At 46.0% G+C, this 18,996-nt stretch carries 15 protein-coding genes; 13 read left to right on the top strand and 2 right to left on the bottom strand.

The window, feature by feature from the left end:
* Window positions 1-15 precede the first annotated feature (15 nt).
* Complete coding sequence (locus M2407_RS02835; RefSeq protein ID WP_217330983.1) at window positions 16-645, bottom strand: phosphatase PAP2 family protein; 630 nt, start codon at window positions 643-645, stop codon at window positions 16-18.
* 243 nt (window positions 646-888) lie between these two features.
* Between M2407_RS02835 and udk the strand changes: the two genes are divergently transcribed.
* The 4 genes from udk to dcuC all read left to right on the top strand — a co-directional run bounded on the left by udk (window position 889) and on the right by dcuC (window position 5,669).
* Window positions 889-1,530, top strand: a complete 642-nt coding sequence (gene udk / locus M2407_RS02840) for a uridine kinase (protein WP_020826003.1) — start codon at window positions 889-891, stop codon at window positions 1,528-1,530.
* A gap of 125 nt (window positions 1,531-1,655) precedes the next feature.
* Window positions 1,656-2,237: a dCTP deaminase gene (gene dcd, locus M2407_RS02845; protein ID WP_012006010.1), complete on the top strand. Its 582-nt coding sequence runs from the start codon at window positions 1,656-1,658 to the stop codon at window positions 2,235-2,237.
* A 44-nt stretch (window positions 2,238-2,281) separates the two neighbouring features.
* Window positions 2,282-4,117, top strand: a complete 1,836-nt coding sequence (gene asmA / locus M2407_RS02850) for an outer membrane assembly protein AsmA (RefSeq protein ID WP_259216702.1) — start codon at window positions 2,282-2,284, stop codon at window positions 4,115-4,117.
* 193 nt (window positions 4,118-4,310) lie between these two features.
* Window positions 4,311-5,669 carry an anaerobic C4-dicarboxylate transporter DcuC gene (gene dcuC / locus M2407_RS02855; RefSeq protein ID WP_128864036.1) on the top strand — a complete coding sequence of 453 codons (1,359 nt, stop codon included), beginning with the start codon at window positions 4,311-4,313 and terminating at the stop codon, window positions 5,667-5,669.
* A 28-nt stretch (window positions 5,670-5,697) separates the two neighbouring features.
* Here dcuC and M2407_RS02860 read toward each other — a convergent pair whose 3' ends face one another.
* The gene (locus M2407_RS02860) at window positions 5,698-7,284 is read right to left on the bottom strand and encodes a TerC family protein (protein ID WP_198640149.1); all 1,587 of its coding nucleotides are present in this window, start codon (window positions 7,282-7,284) and stop codon (window positions 5,698-5,700) included.
* Window positions 7,285-7,965: 681 nt separating this feature from the next.
* Between M2407_RS02860 and galU the strand changes: the two genes are divergently transcribed.
* The 9 genes from galU to M2407_RS02905 all read left to right on the top strand — a co-directional run bounded on the left by galU (window position 7,966) and on the right by M2407_RS02905 (window position 18,916).
* Window positions 7,966-8,865 (top strand): UTP--glucose-1-phosphate uridylyltransferase GalU, encoded by a 900-nt coding sequence (gene galU, locus M2407_RS02865; RefSeq protein WP_259216703.1) that lies wholly within the window; start codon window positions 7,966-7,968, stop codon window positions 8,863-8,865.
* 44 nt (window positions 8,866-8,909) lie between these two features.
* Window positions 8,910-9,803, top strand: a complete 894-nt coding sequence (locus M2407_RS02870) for a sugar phosphate nucleotidyltransferase (RefSeq protein ID WP_259216705.1) — start codon at window positions 8,910-8,912, stop codon at window positions 9,801-9,803.
* Window positions 9,804-10,253: 450 nt separating this feature from the next.
* Window positions 10,254-11,390, top strand: coding sequence for a polysaccharide export protein (locus tag M2407_RS02875; RefSeq protein ID WP_044549349.1), 1,137 nt, complete (start codon window positions 10,254-10,256; stop codon window positions 11,388-11,390).
* Between the two features lie 8 nt (window positions 11,391-11,398).
* On the top strand, window positions 11,399-11,833 hold the full coding sequence (locus M2407_RS02880) for a protein tyrosine phosphatase (RefSeq protein WP_128864039.1): 435 nt from the start codon (window positions 11,399-11,401) through the stop codon (window positions 11,831-11,833).
* Window positions 11,834-11,845: 12 nt separating this feature from the next.
* On the top strand, window positions 11,846-14,023 hold the full coding sequence (gene wzc / locus M2407_RS02885) for a tyrosine-protein kinase Wzc (RefSeq protein ID WP_259216706.1): 2,178 nt from the start codon (window positions 11,846-11,848) through the stop codon (window positions 14,021-14,023).
* 77 nt (window positions 14,024-14,100) lie between these two features.
* Window positions 14,101-15,546, top strand: coding sequence for a lipopolysaccharide biosynthesis protein (locus tag M2407_RS02890; protein ID WP_044549356.1), 1,446 nt, complete (start codon window positions 14,101-14,103; stop codon window positions 15,544-15,546).
* Between the two features lie 35 nt (window positions 15,547-15,581).
* Window positions 15,582-16,658 (top strand): polysaccharide pyruvyl transferase family protein, encoded by a 1,077-nt coding sequence (locus M2407_RS02895; protein WP_259216707.1) that lies wholly within the window; start codon window positions 15,582-15,584, stop codon window positions 16,656-16,658.
* Window positions 16,624-17,838, top strand: a complete 1,215-nt coding sequence (locus tag M2407_RS02900) for a glycosyltransferase (protein ID WP_259216708.1) — start codon at window positions 16,624-16,626, stop codon at window positions 17,836-17,838. The genes M2407_RS02895 and M2407_RS02900 overlap by 35 nt, the downstream gene beginning before the upstream one ends.
* A 19-nt stretch (window positions 17,839-17,857) precedes the next feature.
* On the top strand, window positions 17,858-18,916 hold the full coding sequence (locus tag M2407_RS02905) for a glycosyltransferase (protein WP_240504838.1): 1,059 nt from the start codon (window positions 17,858-17,860) through the stop codon (window positions 18,914-18,916).
* The last annotated feature ends 80 nt before the right edge of the window (window positions 18,917-18,996 follow it).

Raw genomic sequence — 18,996 nt, forward strand, 5'->3', positions numbered from 1 at the left:
TCTCCGGGGTTTTTCTTATGGTGCTGTGACGTGTTTGTGCAAATCGGCGCGGGTATAAGGGTGTTCGATGTGCGCGAGGGTTACAGCAATATGTTCCAGCAGGCCTTGCGTGGGCGCCGGTTGTCGATTGCCCATCAGCGCCAGTGGTAAGGCCAGAGCGGCGATAATTCTCGGCCATGAAAGCTGTGGCCGCACCTTACCGCGTTGCAGCAACAGAAATAAGGTACTGGCCAGATAACCAAGCACTAGCCCGCTAACCACTTCCGAAGGTGAATGCACCTGAATGGCCAACCGCGATAGCCCTATGGTGAGTGGCAGGACCAAGCCGAACACTAACGCCATGCTGCGTACGGCATGGGAAAAACGTCCGGTCAGCGTCCAGAGGAATACTGGCCAGATGCTGGCGGCCAGGGCTGAATGACCGCTAAAACCGGTAAAGTCATAACTTTCGATGCCAATCCCCCAGCCCATAAAGGCCAGCTTGGACACGCATACCACAGCGCCGGCGCTGCCGAAGATCAACGCCCATTGCCAGCCGGCGGTTCTGGTGGCGCGCGGGACGACCAATGCGACAAAGAGAATTAATGCACATGGCAACAGCAACATGCTGTCGCCAAAAAATGTCAGAAAATACCAATCCAGCACGTCAGACTCCGATAAAATACAGCACCCCATGGGTAGGATGATGAGCAAGCAGGGGAGTTTATCTCGTGACGCCCAATTGCCCTAGACGCAATAATCTTAAAACGTTGCAAGCACCGTTGTGGCGAAATAACTGCAGATAGCAACCACCAGCGCCAATATAGTCTGGCGCAATGCCCGCTAACTCCCTATAATTGTCGCGTTTTAGTCCCCCCCTTCACACTACGAAATCAGGTCTTTAATTTTATGACTGACAAGCCGCATCAGTGCGTCATTATTGGTATCGCCGGCGCATCTGCCTCCGGAAAAAGCCTTATCGCCAGTACGTTGTATCGTGAGCTTCGCGATCAGGTTGGCGATGAACATATCGGCGTTATTCCTGAAGACAGTTACTACAAAGACCAGACACACCTGACCATGGAAGAACGGGTCAAAACAAACTATGACCACCCGAGCGCCATGGATCACAATCTGCTGTTCCAGCATCTGCAAATGCTGAAATCGGGCAGGGCGATAGAGTTACCTTTGTATAGCTACACCGAACACACGCGCAAAAAAGAGACTGTTCACCTGGAACCGAAAAAGGTGATTATTTTGGAAGGGATCCTGCTGTTAACGGACATCCGTTTACGTCAGGAAATGAACTTCTCGATCTTTGTCGATACGCCGCTGGATATTTGCTTGATGCGTCGTATGAAGCGCGACGTGAATGAGCGTGGTCGTTCAATGGATTCGGTAATGGCGCAATACCAGAAAACCGTTCGTCCGATGTTCCTGCAGTTTATCGAACCTTCCAAACAATATGCCGACATTATTGTCCCTCGTGGCGGCAAAAACCGCATTGCGATCGATATTCTGAAAGCCAAAATCAGCCAATTCTTTGAATAATGCCGTTCAATGGCCGGAAAACCTTTGTTTCCGGTCAGCGGGCAACTATTTGCGCTGCGGCGTAGACCTTTCGCCCGTTGTGTGGCAATTTTTGTTTTAGTGACACGCCTGATGGAGATAAAGAAATGAGACTGTGCGACCGTGATATAGAAGCCTGGCTGGATTGCGAAAAGCTGGTGATTTCACCGCGTCCGCCGATTGAGCGTATTAACGGGGCCACAGTGGATGTCCGTTTAGGCAATCAGTTCCGCGTGTTTCGCGGCCACACCGCCGCGTTTATCGATCTCAGTGGGCCGAAAGACGAAGTCAGTGCCGCATTGGATCGCGTGATGAGTGATGAAATCGTTCTGCCAGAAGGCGAAGCCTTCTTCCTGCATCCGGGCGAACTGGCGCTGGCGGTGACGCTGGAGTCGGTAACGCTGCCAAACGATCTGGTGGGGTGGCTGGACGGGCGTTCTTCTCTGGCGCGCCTGGGATTAATGGTGCACGTTACCGCACACCGTATCGACCCAGGCTGGCAGGGCCGAATTGTTCTGGAGTTCTATAATTCAGGTAAGCTGCCATTGGCATTACGCCCGGGCATGCTGATTGGCGCGCTGAGTTTTGAACCGCTTTCTGGGCCGGCGGCACGTCCTTACAACAGCCGGCAGGATGCAAAATACCGCGATCAGCAGGGTGCGGTAGCCAGTCGAATCGACAAGGACTAACAGCGCTGGAAGCACTGTCGGTGGGGCGTTGACAAGAGGATGGCATGAGAAGATTACTGACGACTTTGGTGATTTTGCTGGTGGTGCTGGTGGCGGGAATGTCTGCGCTGGTGCTGTTGGTTAATCCGAATGATTTTCGCGCCTATATGGTCACGAAGGTCGAACAAAAGAGCGGTTATCATCTGACGTTGGACGGTGAGCTGCGCTGGCACATCTGGCCACAGCTCAGTATCCTTGCAGGGCGCATGACGCTGACAGCCCCCGGAGCCACTGCGCCGGTGGTGAGCGCCGACAACATGCGGCTGGATGTCAAACTGCTGCCGTTGTTATCGCATCAGCTGTTTGTGAAACAGGTGATGTTGAAAAACGCCGTTATCCGCCTGACGCCCGACAGTGAAGAGCAGACCCAACCTGACGCACCGATCGCCCCCGCGGGCCATTCCGAAGAGTCGGCAGAGGCGCCGTGGAAATTTGATATCGATAATCTTCGCGTGGTGGACAGTCTGCTGATCTGGCAGCGTGCCAACAACGAGCAGATTAACGTTCGCGATATCAATCTCACCCTGCAGCAAAATGCCAAACGCCAGGCGCAAATGGAACTTTCCAGCCGGGTGAACCGCAATCAGCGCGATCTGAGTTTCAGTATGGCGGCGGATATCGATCTGCAGCAATTTCCACGACGCATTGCCGCCAATGTGAGCCAGTTCAGTTATCAACTGGAAGGTGCTGACATTCTGGCCGGCGGTATTAAGGGCGAAGGCAGCGCTCAGGTGGTATATCAGCAAACGCCACAGCAAGTCGCACTAAGCCAGCTTAGCGTTAGCGCAAATGACAGCACGTTCACCGGTGACGCCGACATTAAGTTCGGTGAAATCCCGGCCTACACGCTTAGCCTGGCGTCCACTGTGCTTAATTTGGATACATTTACCGGTTGGCAAGCCAGCAGTTCACAAGCTCAGCCATCACAGGTTGTGACCTCAGCGCCGGTCATAGCCAGCCAAATGGACGATCCTCAGCACAATCTTGAGGTGCTGCGAGATTTTAATGCTCAACTCAATTTAAGCGTGGATCAACTGACTTATCGCGGCATGAACATTGCCCATTTGGTGCTGCAAGCGGATAACCGGCAGGGGTTGTTGACATCTCATTCGCTCTCTGGACAGTTGGCTGGCGGTGATTTTGCGTTGCCAGGGACGTTGGACGCACGGGGGAGCCGCCCGGTCATCACGGTGCAGCCGGTTGTGAAACAGGTTGAACTTGGCACCGTTTTGAAAGCGTTCGAGATGCCACAGGTGTTGACCGGCAAATTCAGCATGCAGGGGGATTTAACCGGCGATCGCTTTACCTCACAGTCATTTGAACGACGCTGGCAGGGCACGGCTCAGATGACGATGCAGGACGCGCAGTTGCATGGTCTGAATATTCAACAGTTGATTCAGCAAGCGGTGGCGCGTAACGACAGCAGCGTACGCGGGCAAGACGAATATCAACGTTATACCGAAGTGAAACAACTGTCGGCGAAAGCCAGCCTTAATCGGGGCACGGTAAAAATTACCGAGCTGGGCGCAGATTCCCCATTGTTGAGCCTGAGTGGCGGCGGTACCGTGGATATGCCGGGCAAACAGTGCGATATGGCGCTTAATGTCCGGGTAACCGGCGGTTGGCAGGGACGCGACGATCTGATCCAACAACTGCAGAAAACGCCGATCCCACTGCGGGTTTATGGCCCGTGGAACCAGCTTAACTACCAATTGCAGGTCGATCAGATATTGCGTAAAACGCTGCAGGACCGGGCGAAGGACGCGTTGAACAAATGGGCAGAAAAGAACCAGGATTCACGCGAAGGGCAGGATCTGAAAAAGCTGCTCGATAAACTCTAATCTTAACGATGCGGGTCGGTTCTCGGCCCGCATTTTTGATAAACCCCGTAAAGTGTTTCTCCCTCCAATAATTTCCTCCCGTAACATTGACGAACATCATGATGCATTTGGCTGAGTTTGTGCAGAGTGTGCGCAGTAAGGCGATTTATACGCTTTGGCATGGTCAATAACGATAATGATAAGTTGAGGGAATATGATAGAGCTTCTGATTGGGGCGGTCGTCGCGGCGGGCGTTGGCCGCTACATCATCAAGGGTTACTCCGCTACCGGAGTGTTGATGGTGGGGGGCTTATTGCTGTTGGCAATCAGCGCCCTGATGGGCAAAAGCCTGTTGCCTGCCAGTGCTGCCACTACCGGGTGGCGTGCGACTGACATCATCGAATACGTCAAAATCTTGCTGATGAGTCGCGGTGGCGATCTTGGCATGATGATTATGATGCTGTGTGGCTTTGCAGCTTATATGACGCACATTGGTGCTAATGATGTGGTCGTAAAGCTGGCCTCACGTCCATTGCAGATGATCAACTCTCCTTATCTTTTAATGGTGGCAGCCTACTTTGTCGCTTGCCTGATGTCACTGGCGGTATCATCCGCTACCGGCCTGGGCGTATTGCTGATGGCAACGCTATTCCCGTTGATGGTTAATGTCGGCATCAGCCGCGGTGCAGCGGCGGCTATCTGCGCTTCGCCTGCGGCGATTATCCTGGCGCCAACCTCCGGTGATGTGGTATTGGCCGCCAAGGCAGCGGAAATGCCGCTGGTCGATTTTGCTTTTAAAACCACTTTGCCCATTTCCATTGCGGCCATTGTCTGCATGGCCATCGCGCATTTCTTCTGGCAACGCTATCTGGACAAAAAGGGCAACGAACAGCATCACATTATGGATGTGAGTGAAATCACTACTCACGCACCGGGGTTCTACGCCGTGCTGCCTTTCACCCCTATCCTCGGGGTGTTGGTATTTGACGGTAAATGGGGGCCGGAACTGCATATCATCACCGTGTTGGTCGGGTGCATGTTACTGGCAGCGGTAATCGAATTCCTGCGCAGTTTTAGCGCCAAACAGGTGTTCACGGGATTGGAGGTTGCTTATCGCGGTATGGCGGATGCTTTTGCCAGCGTCGTGATGCTGTTGGTGGCAGCCGGCGTTTTCGCACAGGGGCTTAGCACCGTCGGATTTATCAGTGGGCTGATCAGCCTGGCGCAGTCGTTCGGTACCGGTGGCATTATCATGATGCTGGTACTGGTGGTGATTACCATGCTGGCAGCCATGACGACCGGTTCGGGGAACGCACCTTTCTATGCTTTCGTTGAGCTCATTCCCAAGTTGGCGGCGCAGATGGGGGTTAATCCGGCTTATCTGGTGATCCCGATGCTGCAGGCTTCAAATCTGGGGCGCACCCTGTCGCCGGTATCTGGCGTGGTGGTTGCGGTGGCCGGCATGGCTAAGATCTCGCCTTTCGAGGTGGTAAAACGCACTTCGGTGCCGGTGATCGTCGGGTTAATCGTGGTGATTGTGGCGACGGAGCTGCTGGTTCCCCAGCATTTATAAAAGGGGCCGGGTCATACCCGGCCAGGCTTTACACCTCGTAGTCCGGCTCGGGCACCGACAGCGGGGTGATTTTCACTTTCAAGATACGGTGGCTGCTGACTTCCAGCGGTTCGAACAGGTAGTCACCGATCCGCAACTGCTCGCCTTCCTGAGGAATACGCTGGCTGTGCTCCATCAACAGGCCGGCCAGCGTGTGATACTCACGCTTTTCTTCCAACGGCAACGGCAGATACAACACCAAATCTTCCAGTGGCATATAGCCGTTGGCGGTCCAACTGCCATCCTCATTTTGCTGGATATCATGCCGGGCATCCACTTCCTCACCGGCTTCCGGCAGGTTACCGGCGATGGTTTCCATCACATCGGTCAGCGTGACGATCCCTTCCACCGAGCCGAACTCATCGACCACAAAGGCAAAATGCGTCTGCGCCTGACGGAATTGTTCCAGCGCGCTCAGCAGGGTTAACTGCTCGGGGAAGATCAGCGGTTGCAGCACCAGCGCGCGTAAATCTAGCGGGGCCTGGGTAAGCTGTTGTTTCAACACGTCAATGGTGTGAATAACGCCGAGCGGTTCATCACTGGCGCTGTTTTCCACCACCACGATGCGTGTATGCTGATTTTTTTCCAGCAGTTGGGTCAGCTTTTCCTGTGGGTCATTCAGCTCAAGGTATTCCACATCATGGCGGGAAGTCATAATGCTGCTTACCGTACGCTGGGCCATGCCCAACACGCGTTCGATCATATGGCGTTCTTGCTGATTGAAAATCTCGCCGCTCTCACTGTCGCTGTCGGCCAGCAGGTTGGCTGAGTGGCTGTCGACTTCCGCTTCTTCATGTTTGCCGCTCAGCATGCGCAGCACGGCCTCTGCCGTCCGTTCGCGCAATGGTCGCACTTTGGAAAGAAAGCGGCGCCGATTGAACTGCGACAGCTGGTTCAACGCTTCGATCATCACCGAGAAGCCAATTGCAGCGTACAAATAGCCTTTTGGAATATGGTAGCCGAAGCCCTCGGCGACCAGGCTAAAGCCGATCATCAGCAGGAAGCTCAGGCACAGGATAACGATTGTCGGGTGGGCGTTGACGAAGCGTGTTAAGGGCTTGCTGGCCAGCAACATCAAGCCGATAGCGATACAAACCGCAATCATCATGACGGCGAGGTGATCAACCATACCGACGGCAGTGATCACCGAGTCGAGCGAGAATACGGCATCCAACACCACGATTTGCGCCACCACCGGCCAGAAACGGGCACCCTTGCGCGAGCCATGTTGCTCTTCATCTTTACCCTCCAGCCGTTCGTTAAGCTCCATCGTGGCTTTGAACAGCAGGAAGATCCCCCCAATCAGCATGATAAGGTCGCGACCGCTAAACGGATGTCCGGCGGCAAAAAACAGCGGTTGGGTCAGCGTAGCCAACCATGAGATGGAGGCCAACAGGGCCAAACGCATCAGCAATGCCAGTAACAGGCCTACGACGCGAGCCTTATCTCTCTGATGTTTAGGTAATTTTTCCGCCAGAATGGCGATAAAGATAAGGTTGTCTATACCCAGAACGATTTCCAGCACGACCAGAGTGGCCAGGCCGGCCCAAATTGTTGGATCCGCGATCCATTCCATACGCCCAATTTCACCTGTAAGTTCGACGGCTTATGCCGCCAGTGAATGATGGGTGTTGCACCGGGAAAATTCAACTTTAAAACCATGGCCTGGAAGGCTAAGGATGCAACATGACGGAAATCACTAAAATAATGCATAAAAAATCACCCCGTTGAAGGGCATTCGGAATGAACTGTGGCGAGAAATAGGTGGTTTTCGGAAAAGAGAGTCCCTGGCCGGAGCATGGCATCAGACGCCTGATGATAAAATCAGCGTTAGTATAAATTTTAAAAATCAATCCGTTATAGGTTTGGCTGGCTGCTACACTTTGTTCAGTCTGCTCCAGTGGGTAGTCTTATTCTGAAAAGGGCATCCAACGGGTATCTTAGGCTTGTATCGATAAGGTAATAGTATAAGAATCTTAGCCACATAAACATTTACAAGTATCATCGTTTGGTTATAAGGGCGTATTTATTTTGTTTTTTCTGTGATCTATCTATCGCTTAACAAACGAATACGGCCCCTAATTTACATCAAAGTGAGATTGGAACCCCCAATCAACCCATAGAGAACGATGACAGTGCACTGGTAGCTGAAAGCCAGGGGCGGTAGCGTGTCCAAATCATACGGCCCCGGTTTCGTAAATATCTGGAAACAGGCTTAAGTCGGCTACGTTATAGTTATTAGATTGTGGATAAAAAAATGCAAAAGAGACTGAAGGCTGTGATCCCTGTAGCTGGCCTGGGAACCCGTATGTTGCCGGCGACAAAAGCTATTCCTAAAGAAATGCTGCCGGTGGTCGATAAACCACTGATTCAGTACATTGTGAATGAGTGTGTGGCCGCCGGGATCAAAGATATTGTGTTGGTCACCCACTCCTCCAAAAATGCGATTGAAAACCACTTCGATACCTCGTTTGAGCTTGAGGCGGTTTTGGAATCGCGCGTTAAGCGCCAGTTACTGGAAGAAGTACAGACTATCTGCCCGGCAGATGTGACGGTGATGCAAGTGCGTCAGGGTCAGGCTAAAGGTTTGGGGCACGCGGTGTTGTGCGCCAAACCTATGGTAGGCGATGAGCCTTTCGTCGTTTTGCTGCCTGACGTATTGCTGGATGATTCCACGGCAGATCTGCGTAAAGAAAACCTGGCCAAGATGATCGAACGTTTTACGGAGACTGGCTTTAGCCAGATCATGGTGGAACCGGTACCGGAGCAAGACGTCTCTAAATACGGGGTTGTCGATTGCGGTGGTGCAACCTTATCTGCAGGTAAGAGTACCCCGATGACGGCGGTCGTTGAAAAGCCAGCGCTTGAAGATGCGCCTTCTAATCTGGCGGTAGTGGGACGTTATGTTCTGTCTGCCGATATCTGGCCACTGCTGGAAAAAACCTTGCCGGGCGCCGGTGATGAAATTCAGCTTACCGATGCCATTGCGGCATTGATGGGGCAGGAAACCGTTGAGGCTTTTCACATGAGCGGCAAATCACACGACTGTGGTGATAAGTTGGGTTATATGAAGGCATTCGTGCAGTATGGTCTGCGTCACAGCTCGGAAGGCGAAGGCTTTACCCAATGGTTGAAGCAGACGTTGAACAGCAAGTAAGAGTTACGGCTAAAATACGATCACAAGATCGATAGAGGATTATCATGACTAAGTTGAAAGCTGTCATTCCTGTTGCAGGTCTGGGTATGCGTATGCTGCCTGCAACCAAGGCTATTCCGAAGGAAATGTTGCCGATCGTTGATAAGCCGTTGATTCAATACATTGTCAATGAGTGCGTCGCTGCCGGGATTAAAGAGATCATCTTGGTGACGCATTCATCAAAAAATGCGATAGAAAACCATTTCGATACCTCGTTCGAATTGGAAGCGATGCTCGAAGCGCGCGTAAAGCGCCAGTTGCTGGATGAGGTGCAGTCTATTTGCCCTAAAGGGGTAACCCTGATGCATATTCGTCAGGGGCAGCCTAAAGGTTTAGGGCATGCTGTACTGTGTGCCAAACCTCTGGTAGGGAATTCACCTTTTGTGGTTCTGTTACCGGATGTCTTGCTTGACGATGCGAAAGCCGATCTGAAGAAAGACAACTTACCGCATATGATTGCTCGCTTTGAACAAACGGGCTTGAGTCAGGTGCTGGTACAGGCTGCTGATGAACATGTCCTGCATGATTACTCCGTTGTGGAATGTGAAACTAACAGTTTGCAACCCGGTGAGAGTTCGAGGATGACCTCTATTATCGAGAAACCGGGCCGTGAGGTTCAGTTGAAATCGAATTATTCTGCAGTAGGGCGCTACGTTTTGTCCGCGGATATCTGGCCACTGTTGGAGAAAACAGAGCCAGGCGCTTGGGGAAGAATTCAGCTCACAGATGCCATTGCTGAACTGTTAAAACACAAGCCGGTCGAGGCTATGGAGTTGGTGGGTGAGTCGTTTAACTGTGGCGAAAAAATGGGCTATCTGAGAGCGTTTGTCACTTACGGCTTACGCCATCCTACCCAAGGCAAAGCGTTTCGCGAATGGGCTGAAACGCTGAAGTTGTGATATCCCTCAAATCTTGGGCGGCTGGCATAAACATGTCTTGTTTATTACGTTAGCCGCCTCATTTCACATAAATGTTTTTATATTAGTATCTGATAGCTTGTGGAATAATGCGGCGTTCAAGTGATAGGTCGCAATCCCATTACGGCACGGCAAAATTTTGTAAGCACCTACTCGTTGTGATTCAGCAGATATAGCAGTCACTGATGGCGAAAATGATACGGCTGATAACAAGAAAGTCGCAATTTTTCAATAGGCCATATTAACTCTTTTAACTTCAACAGTGGCTTAACGTTCTGACATTTTAGCGATCTGTGAAAGGTACCTATTTGCGAGTGGGCAGCTCAATGCAGGAACATAACAACGCAATTTGGTAAGGTTACAAACATGCAGCCATAGAGGCTAGCTTGGTAGCTTTGCGGATACATTTACTTTGAAAGTGATGATAACTCGATGGCAAAACGACAATTGAAAATGATATCGGTATTGGTATCAATTAGTATAATCAGTGGCTGTACGGTTATTCCAGGTACACATCTATCAACATCAGGAAAAGATGTTGTTAAACAAGAAGATAGCGACTTCGATATTGATTCTTTGGTTAATGTGTACCCGATGACGCCTAAACTGCTGGATTCGTTACGTACAGCTAAGGTTGTCGCTCAGCCCAATCATCTGCTCGATGCTTCATTACGCTCCTATGAGTATCGTATTGGCGTAGGCGATGTGCTCAATGTGACGGTCTGGGATCATCCTGAGTTGACTACGCCGGCTGGGCAATATCGCAGTGCAAGCGATACGGGCAACTGGGTCCACTCTGATGGCAGTATCTTTTATCCCTACATAGGCAAAGTGAATGTAGTTGGTAAAACAGTGACGCAGATCCGCGATCAGATATCCAACCGTTTAGCGCAATATATTGAAAGCCCGCAGGTTGATGTGAGCATAGCGGCCTTCCGTTCGCAAAAAGCTTATGTTACAGGGGAAGTGAGCAAGTCTGGTCAGCAAGCGATCACCAACGTACCATTAACGGTGATGGATGCAATCAATGCTGCCGGTGGTTTAACCGAGCAGGCTGATTGGCGTAATATTGTCCTGACTCACAACGGAAAAGAACAGCTCATTTCGCTGCAAAAGTTAATGCAAAACGGTGATTTGACTCAAAACCGTCTGCTGTATCCCGGCGATATTCTCTATATCCCGCGGAATGATGAACTGAAGATCTTTGTCATGGGCGAGGTGAAAGCACCAGCGACCCTCAAAATGGATCGCAGTGGTATGACATTGACTGAAGCGTTGGGCAACGCCCAAGGATTGACTCAAAGTACAGCCGATGCAACAGGAGTATTTGTTATTCGACCACTGCACGGCACAGAAGGGAATAAGCTGGCGAATATATATCAGTTAAATATGGCTGATGCGACAGCATTGGTGATGGGTGCCGAATTCAAGTTGCAGCCTTATGATATTGTCTATGTAACAGCAGCGCCGATTGCACGTTGGAACCGTTTGATTTCACAACTGGCACCGACGATTGCTAGCTTCAATGATTTGACTGAAGGTTCACTGCGTGTTCGTAACTGGCCATAGGAATGAATATGTTTGACTCAATTCTGGTTGTCTGCGTCGGCAATATTTGTCGCTCACCAACAGCAGAAAGATTGTTGATTAAATATTTGCCAGAAAAAAAAATAGCGTCTGCAGGGATTTCCGCATTAGCAGGGCATGAAGCGGATAGTAGTGCTTGCGCCATAGCAGAGAAGAATCTTTTAAGTCTGGATGGGCATGTCGGCAGACAGCTGACCAAGGAAATGTGTCGGGAGTACTCTCTTATTTTGGTCATGGAAAAAGGACATATTGATGCTGTTTGCCAATTAGTACCCGAGGTTCGTGGAAAGACTATGCTTCTGGGACATTGGTTAGGGCAGAAAGAGATCCCGGATCCTTATCGGAAAAGTACTGAGGCATTTGAATTTGTCTACCGCCTTATTGATGAAGCTGCTCAGAAATGGGCACAGGCACTAAATCGTTAACCAGAGATCATAATGACTGATAATACTAAAGCAGGCTTATCTACGGCCAACGATAATGATGAGATTGATTTAAATCGTCTTTTAGGCGTTTTACTTGACCACCGATGGTTAATAACCGGTGTGATCACACTGTTTGCAGTGGTAGGAATTATTTATTCTATTTTTTCCACCCCTGTTTATCAGGCTGATGCCATGGTGCAAGTAGAGCAAAATGCCGGTAATTCAATTCTTAGCGATTTTTCTCAAATGTTGCCGTCAAGCCAACCTGGTTCGGCCACTGAAATTGAACTTATCTCCTCACGAATGGTGATAGGCAAAACGGTAGATGATCTGAATCTTGATATTGCTGTTAATCAGGATTATTTCCCTATGTTTGGCCGAGGTTGGGAAAGATTAAGTGGCAAAGAGCCAAGTGAAATTTCAATCAATCGCTTAAAGGTTCCAGAGTATATGGTTGAGAAACCACTGGAATTGAAAGCCTTGGGTGGAAAACAATATTCTCTAAGCTATGACGGTAACGAGATATTGAAAGGAACTGCCGGCGTTTTAGCGGCCGGTAAAGATATCCAGATATTTGTTTCTGATATAAAAGCAGAACCAGGTAGCACCTTTCAGGTGGTTAAGCGACTAAAGCTTAATGTTATCAATGATTTACTAAGAAATTTAACAGCAGAAGATAAAGGCAAGGATACTGGCGTACTGGCCCTGAGTTTGACAGGGGAAAACCAAACGCGAATTCGTGAGGTTTTAGACAGCATCACTAAAAATTACCTGTTGCAAAACGTCGAACGTAAGTCTGAAGAAGCGGGGAAAAGTTTAACGTTCCTTAAAGAACAAATTCCAGATGTTCGTGCGAAGTTAGATGCATCAGAAGATTTACTGAATAAGTATCGTCAAAAGAATGATTCGGTGGATCTTTCACTAGAAACAAAAGCGGTATTGGATTCTATTGTTTCTGTTGAAACGCAACTGAATGAGTCAACGTTTAAAGAGGCTGAAGTTTCAAAGCTTTATACCAAACAGCATCCAGCCTATCGTGCGTTGCTTGAGAAAAGACAGACATTAGAAGACGAAAGAAACAAATTAAATAAGCGCATTGCGACAATGCCGAAGACTCAGCAGGAAATTTTACGTTTGACCCGAGATGTTCAGGTTGAGCAAGAAATTTTCATGCAGTTGTTGAATAAAGAGCAAGAGTTAAGCGTGACCAAAGCGAGCACGGTTGGCAACGTACGTATTATTGACCCGGCGTTGACCCAAATCAATCCTGTACAGCCTCGTAAGACACTGATAGTACTGTTAGCGGTCTTCGTGGGGGGACTGCTTTCTGTTGGTTTTGTCCTGCTGAAAACCATGTTGCATAAGGGGATTGATAATCCTGAAGCTCTGGAAGAGCATGGTATAAATGTTTATGCCAGCATTCCTCTTTCCGAATGGCAACAGAAGAAAGACATTGAGATGGCAAATAAACGTGGAAGAAAAATATCTTCTACGGACTCGGTCTCCTTGCTTGCCATAGGTAATCCAGCGGATCTTGCTATCGAAGCCATTCGTAGCCTGCGTACAAGCTTGCATTTCGCCATGATGGAAGCGAATAACAATGTGTTAATGATCTCGGGCGCGAGTCCAAACATTGGTAAAACGTTTGTAAGTATTAACCTGGCGGCCGTAATTGCTCAGACCGGACAGCGCGTATTAGTTATCGATGCAGATATGCGTAAAGGTTACTCCCATATTTTAGTAGGAACTGAGTGGAATAATGGCCTGTCTGATTTCCTTTCAGGAAAAATTACTCAAGAGCAGGCTATTCATCAAACGAAAGTTGAAGGGATGGACTTTATTCCTCGTGGGCAATTACCGCCAAACCCTTCTGAGCTGTTGATGCATTCGCGTCTGGCAGATCTACTCAACTGGGCCGGTGGAAAATACGACTTGATTCTTATCGATACCCCACCAGTATTGGCTGTTACAGACGCATCTATCATTGGGCGATTGGCAGGTACTTCGCTTATGGTAGCGCGCTTTGGTGTGAATACCGTTAAAGAAGTTGATTTCAGTATTCGTCGTTTTGACCAGAATGGCATCAATATCAAGGGTGTTATTTTGAATGCTGTAGAAAAACGAGCCAGCAATTACTATGGTGGCTACGGTTACTACCAATATAGTTATACGAGTGATAAGAAGCAGTAAGCGCAAAGTTCGGGGTGAAAGCTACCAGGCACTGCCTGGTAGCTCTACTTTCAGATACTAAATAAAAGTAGTATACAATGAGCCATACATTAAAAGAGCGAGCCGTATCGGGGATGATATGGAGCATTATCGAACGTTTTCTAGTACAGGGAGTTCAGTTCGGAATCAGTATAGTTTTAGCCCGTATCATATCCCCTTCAGACTTTGGCCTAATTGGCATGGTTGCAGTATTTATCGTTTTATCTGATATAATAATTAATAGTGGGTTCACTCAGGCTCTAATTCAGAAAAAAGATAGAACTCAAACTGATTACTCAACGGTATTCTACTTTAATTTACTTATAAGCATCTTATTATACGCTGTCATCTACTTTATAGCTCCCCTTGTTGCTGATTTCTATAGCGCACCTCCATTGGTTCATATAATTCGAGTTTTGGGCATTAGTATAATAATAAAATCATTATGCTTAGTTCAAACGACAAAATTGGCAATAGACCTGAATTTTAAGTTAAGAACGAAGATAAATTTTTTATCTGTAATTATTAGTGGTTCAATTGCACTGTATCTTGCCAATCACGATTATGGAGCGATGGCACTTGTATATCAAACTTTAATAAACTCCATATGTGTTACTATTTTCATGGCTATCCTATTAAGATGGCGCCCAAATTTTGAGTTCTCATTTGATTCATTAAGCAGACTTTTCGGATTTGGTTCTAAACTTCTGCTTGCGAGCTTTGTACGGACAATTGTAGATAATTGTTATGCGATTTTAATCGGACGTTTCTTCTCCAGTAAAGAAGTCGGTTATTATACGCAAGGCAGAAATATTCCTGATCTTATCTCGGTAAATTTGTTTAATATATTGCAGGGTGTGTTGTTCCCAATATTATCCTCTACCCAAGATGACACTGAACGTCTTATACGTATCTACAAAAAAAGTCTCGATATGACGGCATTCATCGTTATGCCTGCGATGGTAGGGTTTACTTTTTTGGCCGAGCCATTCGTACATTTTTTCCTAACGGATAAATGGTTACCAGCAGTGGTGGTGATCCAGTGGATTTGCTTATCACGAATGATAATTCCTATAAGCGCTCTTAATTGTAGCTTGATTAATGCAGTAGGGCGTTCCGATACTTATTTGAAGGTTGATTTAAGCAAGTTACCTATTACCGTAGGTGCTTTATTGATTACAGCTCCTTTTGGGTTGACTGCTGTAGTCGTCGGTAACTTTATTGTTTCTCTGATTTGTTTCTTCATCAATGCTTACTACCCAGGAAAATGGTATGGGCATGGTGCGTGGCAACAGATTAAAAGTATGCTTCCAATGATGGCAGCGACTCTGATCATGTCGGCAGCACTGTGGTTCATACGGATTGATAACGGCATTTATGAAATAATGGTAAAGGTTGCTGTTGGTGCCATCGTTTATTATTTGGCCAGTATGCTGCTAAAGATTGAATCTTGTTATGAAGTTAACAAAATTATTCTTTCTAAGATAAAGAAAAAGAAAGCATGATGAAGTATCGCCTGAAAAATATTTAAGGAAGGATAATGAAGACGGTTATAATTATAAATGAAGTTTGTTCAGACAATATAGGCGATCATGCGATCAATGAAGGTTTGACTGAACTGGCCAGAATCACAGGATATGAAGCAAAAAGTTACGGATTTGATGCTGAGAAAAAAACGGTCAAACCTAATATTAAAAACGAAAAGTTAACACCAAAAGTGTTTCTAAGAAGGGCTAAAAACTTCCTTTTCAACCGGATACAAATTCTAAAATATCTTCGGTGGTACTTACATAATAGAAAAAGAATAAAAGAAACCTCACAAAGCGATGCTGCGTTGATGATGATTGGGGGCGGGCAACTGATCCAGAGTGGGGGCACTTTTCCTATTGCCATGTATACTTGGGCTAAATATGCCAAGGCTTCAAAGAAACCTTATGTTATTTTAGGAATCGGTTGTGCTGAGAAATTTAGCTATATCGATAAGCTTCTCTATAAATATGCACTGGGTAAGGCTGATGGTGTATATGTACGGGAAAAACGATCAATTGATAAATTGAAGACGTTTTTTGATATCACTCCAGATTACATTCCTGATCTTGCATTTGCGCTTTATGGTAAGAAAGAAAGTGTAGAAAAAAATAGTGTCATAGTTGGTGCGACTGCCTATTATGTTTATTTGAAAAATGTGAAAGAGTTACAGCAAACTGACTTTAAAAGTCAGGAAGAGTACATCAGTGATTGGCGTGAGGTAGTTGAAAAAGAAATAAAAGAATCAGAAAATAGAATAGTGCTTATTTCGACTACCGTAGAAGATGCCGAGCTTAATAAGTTGATTTACCGTGAAGTTATGAAGAAAAACCCAGGTGCTAACGTTGAAATTTGTGAAGCAGTACCGCCATTACCGGTTTATCTGAACTACTTGAATGCCTCACATAAGGTCTATTCAGGACGAATGCATTCGCTTATTCTTGGAAAAATACTGGATAATGAACTTGAGCCATGGTTAATTTCAAAGAAAATTGAATATTTCATGGATGAATATGGTTCGCGTAGTGTTGCAGACATCAACAATGAGCTTGTAGATGTTTTCTCAAAAATCATCAAGCGATTTAATTAAGGAGAGAATTTTGCTTTTATTTGATCTGACGGCAACACAGCCATCACCAGAGTCTAAATTTCATGGTGGTTCTGAGTATGCTAAGCAAATATTCTTTTCAAGTATTGAAAGGGGTCATAAAGACTTTGTCTGCGTTTATGATAAGAGTAAAGATCTTGATAACAAAATAAAGAAAGTTTGCGAAGAAAGTAATATCGAAATGATTGCGGTTGAAAATGATACTGCATTAATTTCGCTAGTTAATTCGAATCGCTTTTCTAAATTTTACTCGGCTTTGCCTTATCATCTCTACGATATCGATACAAGCAATGTTCAGTTTATAATGACAGTACATGGTTTGCGTGAAATTGAATGTAGCTATGATCCTGTTCAGTGGCATTATCGAAGTGGATTATCGTCAAAATTAAAGCTGCTGATAAAACGAGCATTATTTAGGAATAAAGAATGGGATACCTATTATAATCGCTTTGGTCGTCTGCTAAATAAGAATAAAATAAAAATAATTACTGTATCTGAACACAGCAAGTATTCAATGTTATGTTTTTATCCGGCACTGAACAAAGAGGACATATATGTCTCGCCAGCGCCTTGTCCTTTTGGCAAGGAGAACCCGGAGTTAGCGAAAGAATACGCAAATTTAGCACAGTACAGCCGTCAGTTTTTCTTATTGGTTAGTGCTAACCGTTGGATGAAAAATAACTATCGTGCAATAAAGGCGCTAGATAACTTTTACAATAAGAACCCAGGATGTGAATTAAAAACGATAGTGTTGGGTAAAAAAGATCCGCATCCAGGAATTAAGAATATTGAGAAGTTTATTTTTATCGACTATGTGGATTATGAGTCATTAGACTGGTTCTATAAAAATGCTTATGCGTTCATTTACCCTAGTCTCAATGAAGGTTATGGCTATCCGCCATTGCAAGCGATGCATTATGGAACTCCAGTGATAGCGGCAGCAGTATCAAGTATTCCTGAAGTATGCAAAGATAATGTTATCTATTTTAACCCTACTAATATAAATGAAATTGAAAATAGAATATCTCAAATTTTTCATAATGAAGCCCTGTATAATAGGCTTTCATCATCTGGCCAAAAGAATGCATTTGAAGTAAGTAATGTCCAGAATGAAAAATGGGATAAACTCCTGGATGTAATTTTTAACAGTAATGAAAATTGATTGATTAGCTGAGGGAATCGTGAAAAAAATTCTTTTTATTATGCCTATTCTTGGGCGGTCTGGCGCAGATAGAGTTATTTTTACATTGTTAAATAATATAGACAGATCACGGTTCCAGCCACATCTTCTTCTTTATAAAAATGACAATGAAAAAAATGTCCTGGTTAAGGAATTGGAAAGTGATGTTGTTGTTGAATATTTGAACATTACAGGCAGGGCGCGCTATGCATTACCTAAAATTGTTTTTGGAATTAAAAAAACCTGTAAAAGGCATGATATAGACACTATATTTATTAGTTCGGGAACCTCGAACGCAACATTGTCTCCTTTCCTTTCGTACTTCGGGAAGCATATAAAAAAGATTGCTCGAGAGTCAAACTTACCCAGTCTATTTGAAAAAAACTTTATCGCAAAATTTTTATATAAAACATGCTATAAAAGTTATGATGTTATCATTGCACAGAGTGATGATATGGTTAATGATTTAGTGACAAAAATGAATGTGCCTGAGGGTAAAATAGTAAAAATCAATAACCCACTTGATTACAAACGTATTAAGTCAATGAGTGTACTGCCATCAGAGCATAATTTCCCCTCTGACCGAGTTAACTTGCTCACTATTGGGCGGTTAACTTATCAGAAAGGGTACGATCAACTGTTAAAGTCATTTAGTTCACTTTCAAAAGACAAGTATCATTTAACAATTGTAGGTGAAGGAGAAGATGAGGCAATACTGAAAACTACCTGTTCTGAATTAGGACTTGAGAATAGCGTAACTTTCATTCCTGCAACAGATAATCCTTATGCACTGCTAAAAAAATGTGATGTGTTTATATCCAGCTCACGTTGGGAAGGATATCCCAATGTGGTCATTGAGGCAATTACATGTGGTACCCCTGTTCTGGCGAATGCTTATCCAGGGGGGATTAACGAAATTATTAATGATAATAACGGTATAATCTGTGATATTACCGGCGATATAGAGACAAGCTTAAATAAAGTTCTTAAAATTGAGAATGTTTTCATTGATCAAAGTGTTATTGATGGCATTTTGCGGAAATATGAAACCATTCTATAAGGCACTTATTTTTCAGCATTGTGAGAAGTATAGTTAACTCAGGAAAGTACGCTATGTCTTTTATTTCCTTTGTGTGCGGA

It is taken from the genome of Serratia sp. BIGb0234 (genome assembly GCF_024809915.1).
Classification (GTDB): Bacteria; Pseudomonadota; Gammaproteobacteria; order Enterobacterales; family Enterobacteriaceae; genus Serratia; species Serratia liquefaciens.

Excerpts from the sequence above, each read along its gene's own strand:
- dcd (WP_012006010.1), top strand. The coding sequence starts at position 1,656 with ATGAGACTGTGCGACCGTGATATAGAAGCCTGGCTGGATTGCGAAAAG.
- asmA (WP_259216702.1), top strand. The coding sequence starts at position 2,282 with ATGAGAAGATTACTGACGACTTTGGTGATTTTGCTGGTGGTGCTGGTG.
- M2407_RS02870 (WP_259216705.1), top strand. The coding sequence starts at position 8,910 with ATGACTAAGTTGAAAGCTGTCATTCCTGTTGCAGGTCTGGGTATGCGT.
- M2407_RS02875 (WP_044549349.1), top strand. The coding sequence starts at position 10,254 with ATGGCAAAACGACAATTGAAAATGATATCGGTATTGGTATCAATTAGT.
- dcuC (WP_128864036.1), top strand. The coding sequence starts at position 4,311 with ATGATAGAGCTTCTGATTGGGGCGGTCGTCGCGGCGGGCGTTGGCCGC.
- udk (WP_020826003.1), top strand. The coding sequence starts at position 889 with ATGACTGACAAGCCGCATCAGTGCGTCATTATTGGTATCGCCGGCGCA.
- M2407_RS02895 (WP_259216707.1), top strand. The coding sequence starts at position 15,582 with ATGAAGACGGTTATAATTATAAATGAAGTTTGTTCAGACAATATAGGC.
- M2407_RS02860 (WP_198640149.1), bottom strand. The coding sequence starts at position 7,284 with ATGGAATGGATCGCGGATCCAACAATTTGGGCCGGCCTGGCCACTCTG.
- M2407_RS02880 (WP_128864039.1), top strand. The coding sequence starts at position 11,399 with ATGTTTGACTCAATTCTGGTTGTCTGCGTCGGCAATATTTGTCGCTCA.
- wzc (WP_259216706.1), top strand. The coding sequence starts at position 11,846 with ATGACTGATAATACTAAAGCAGGCTTATCTACGGCCAACGATAATGAT.
- M2407_RS02890 (WP_044549356.1), top strand. The coding sequence starts at position 14,101 with ATGAGCCATACATTAAAAGAGCGAGCCGTATCGGGGATGATATGGAGC.
- M2407_RS02900 (WP_259216708.1), top strand. The coding sequence starts at position 16,624 with ATGTTTTCTCAAAAATCATCAAGCGATTTAATTAAGGAGAGAATTTTG.
- galU (WP_259216703.1), top strand. The coding sequence starts at position 7,966 with ATGCAAAAGAGACTGAAGGCTGTGATCCCTGTAGCTGGCCTGGGAACC.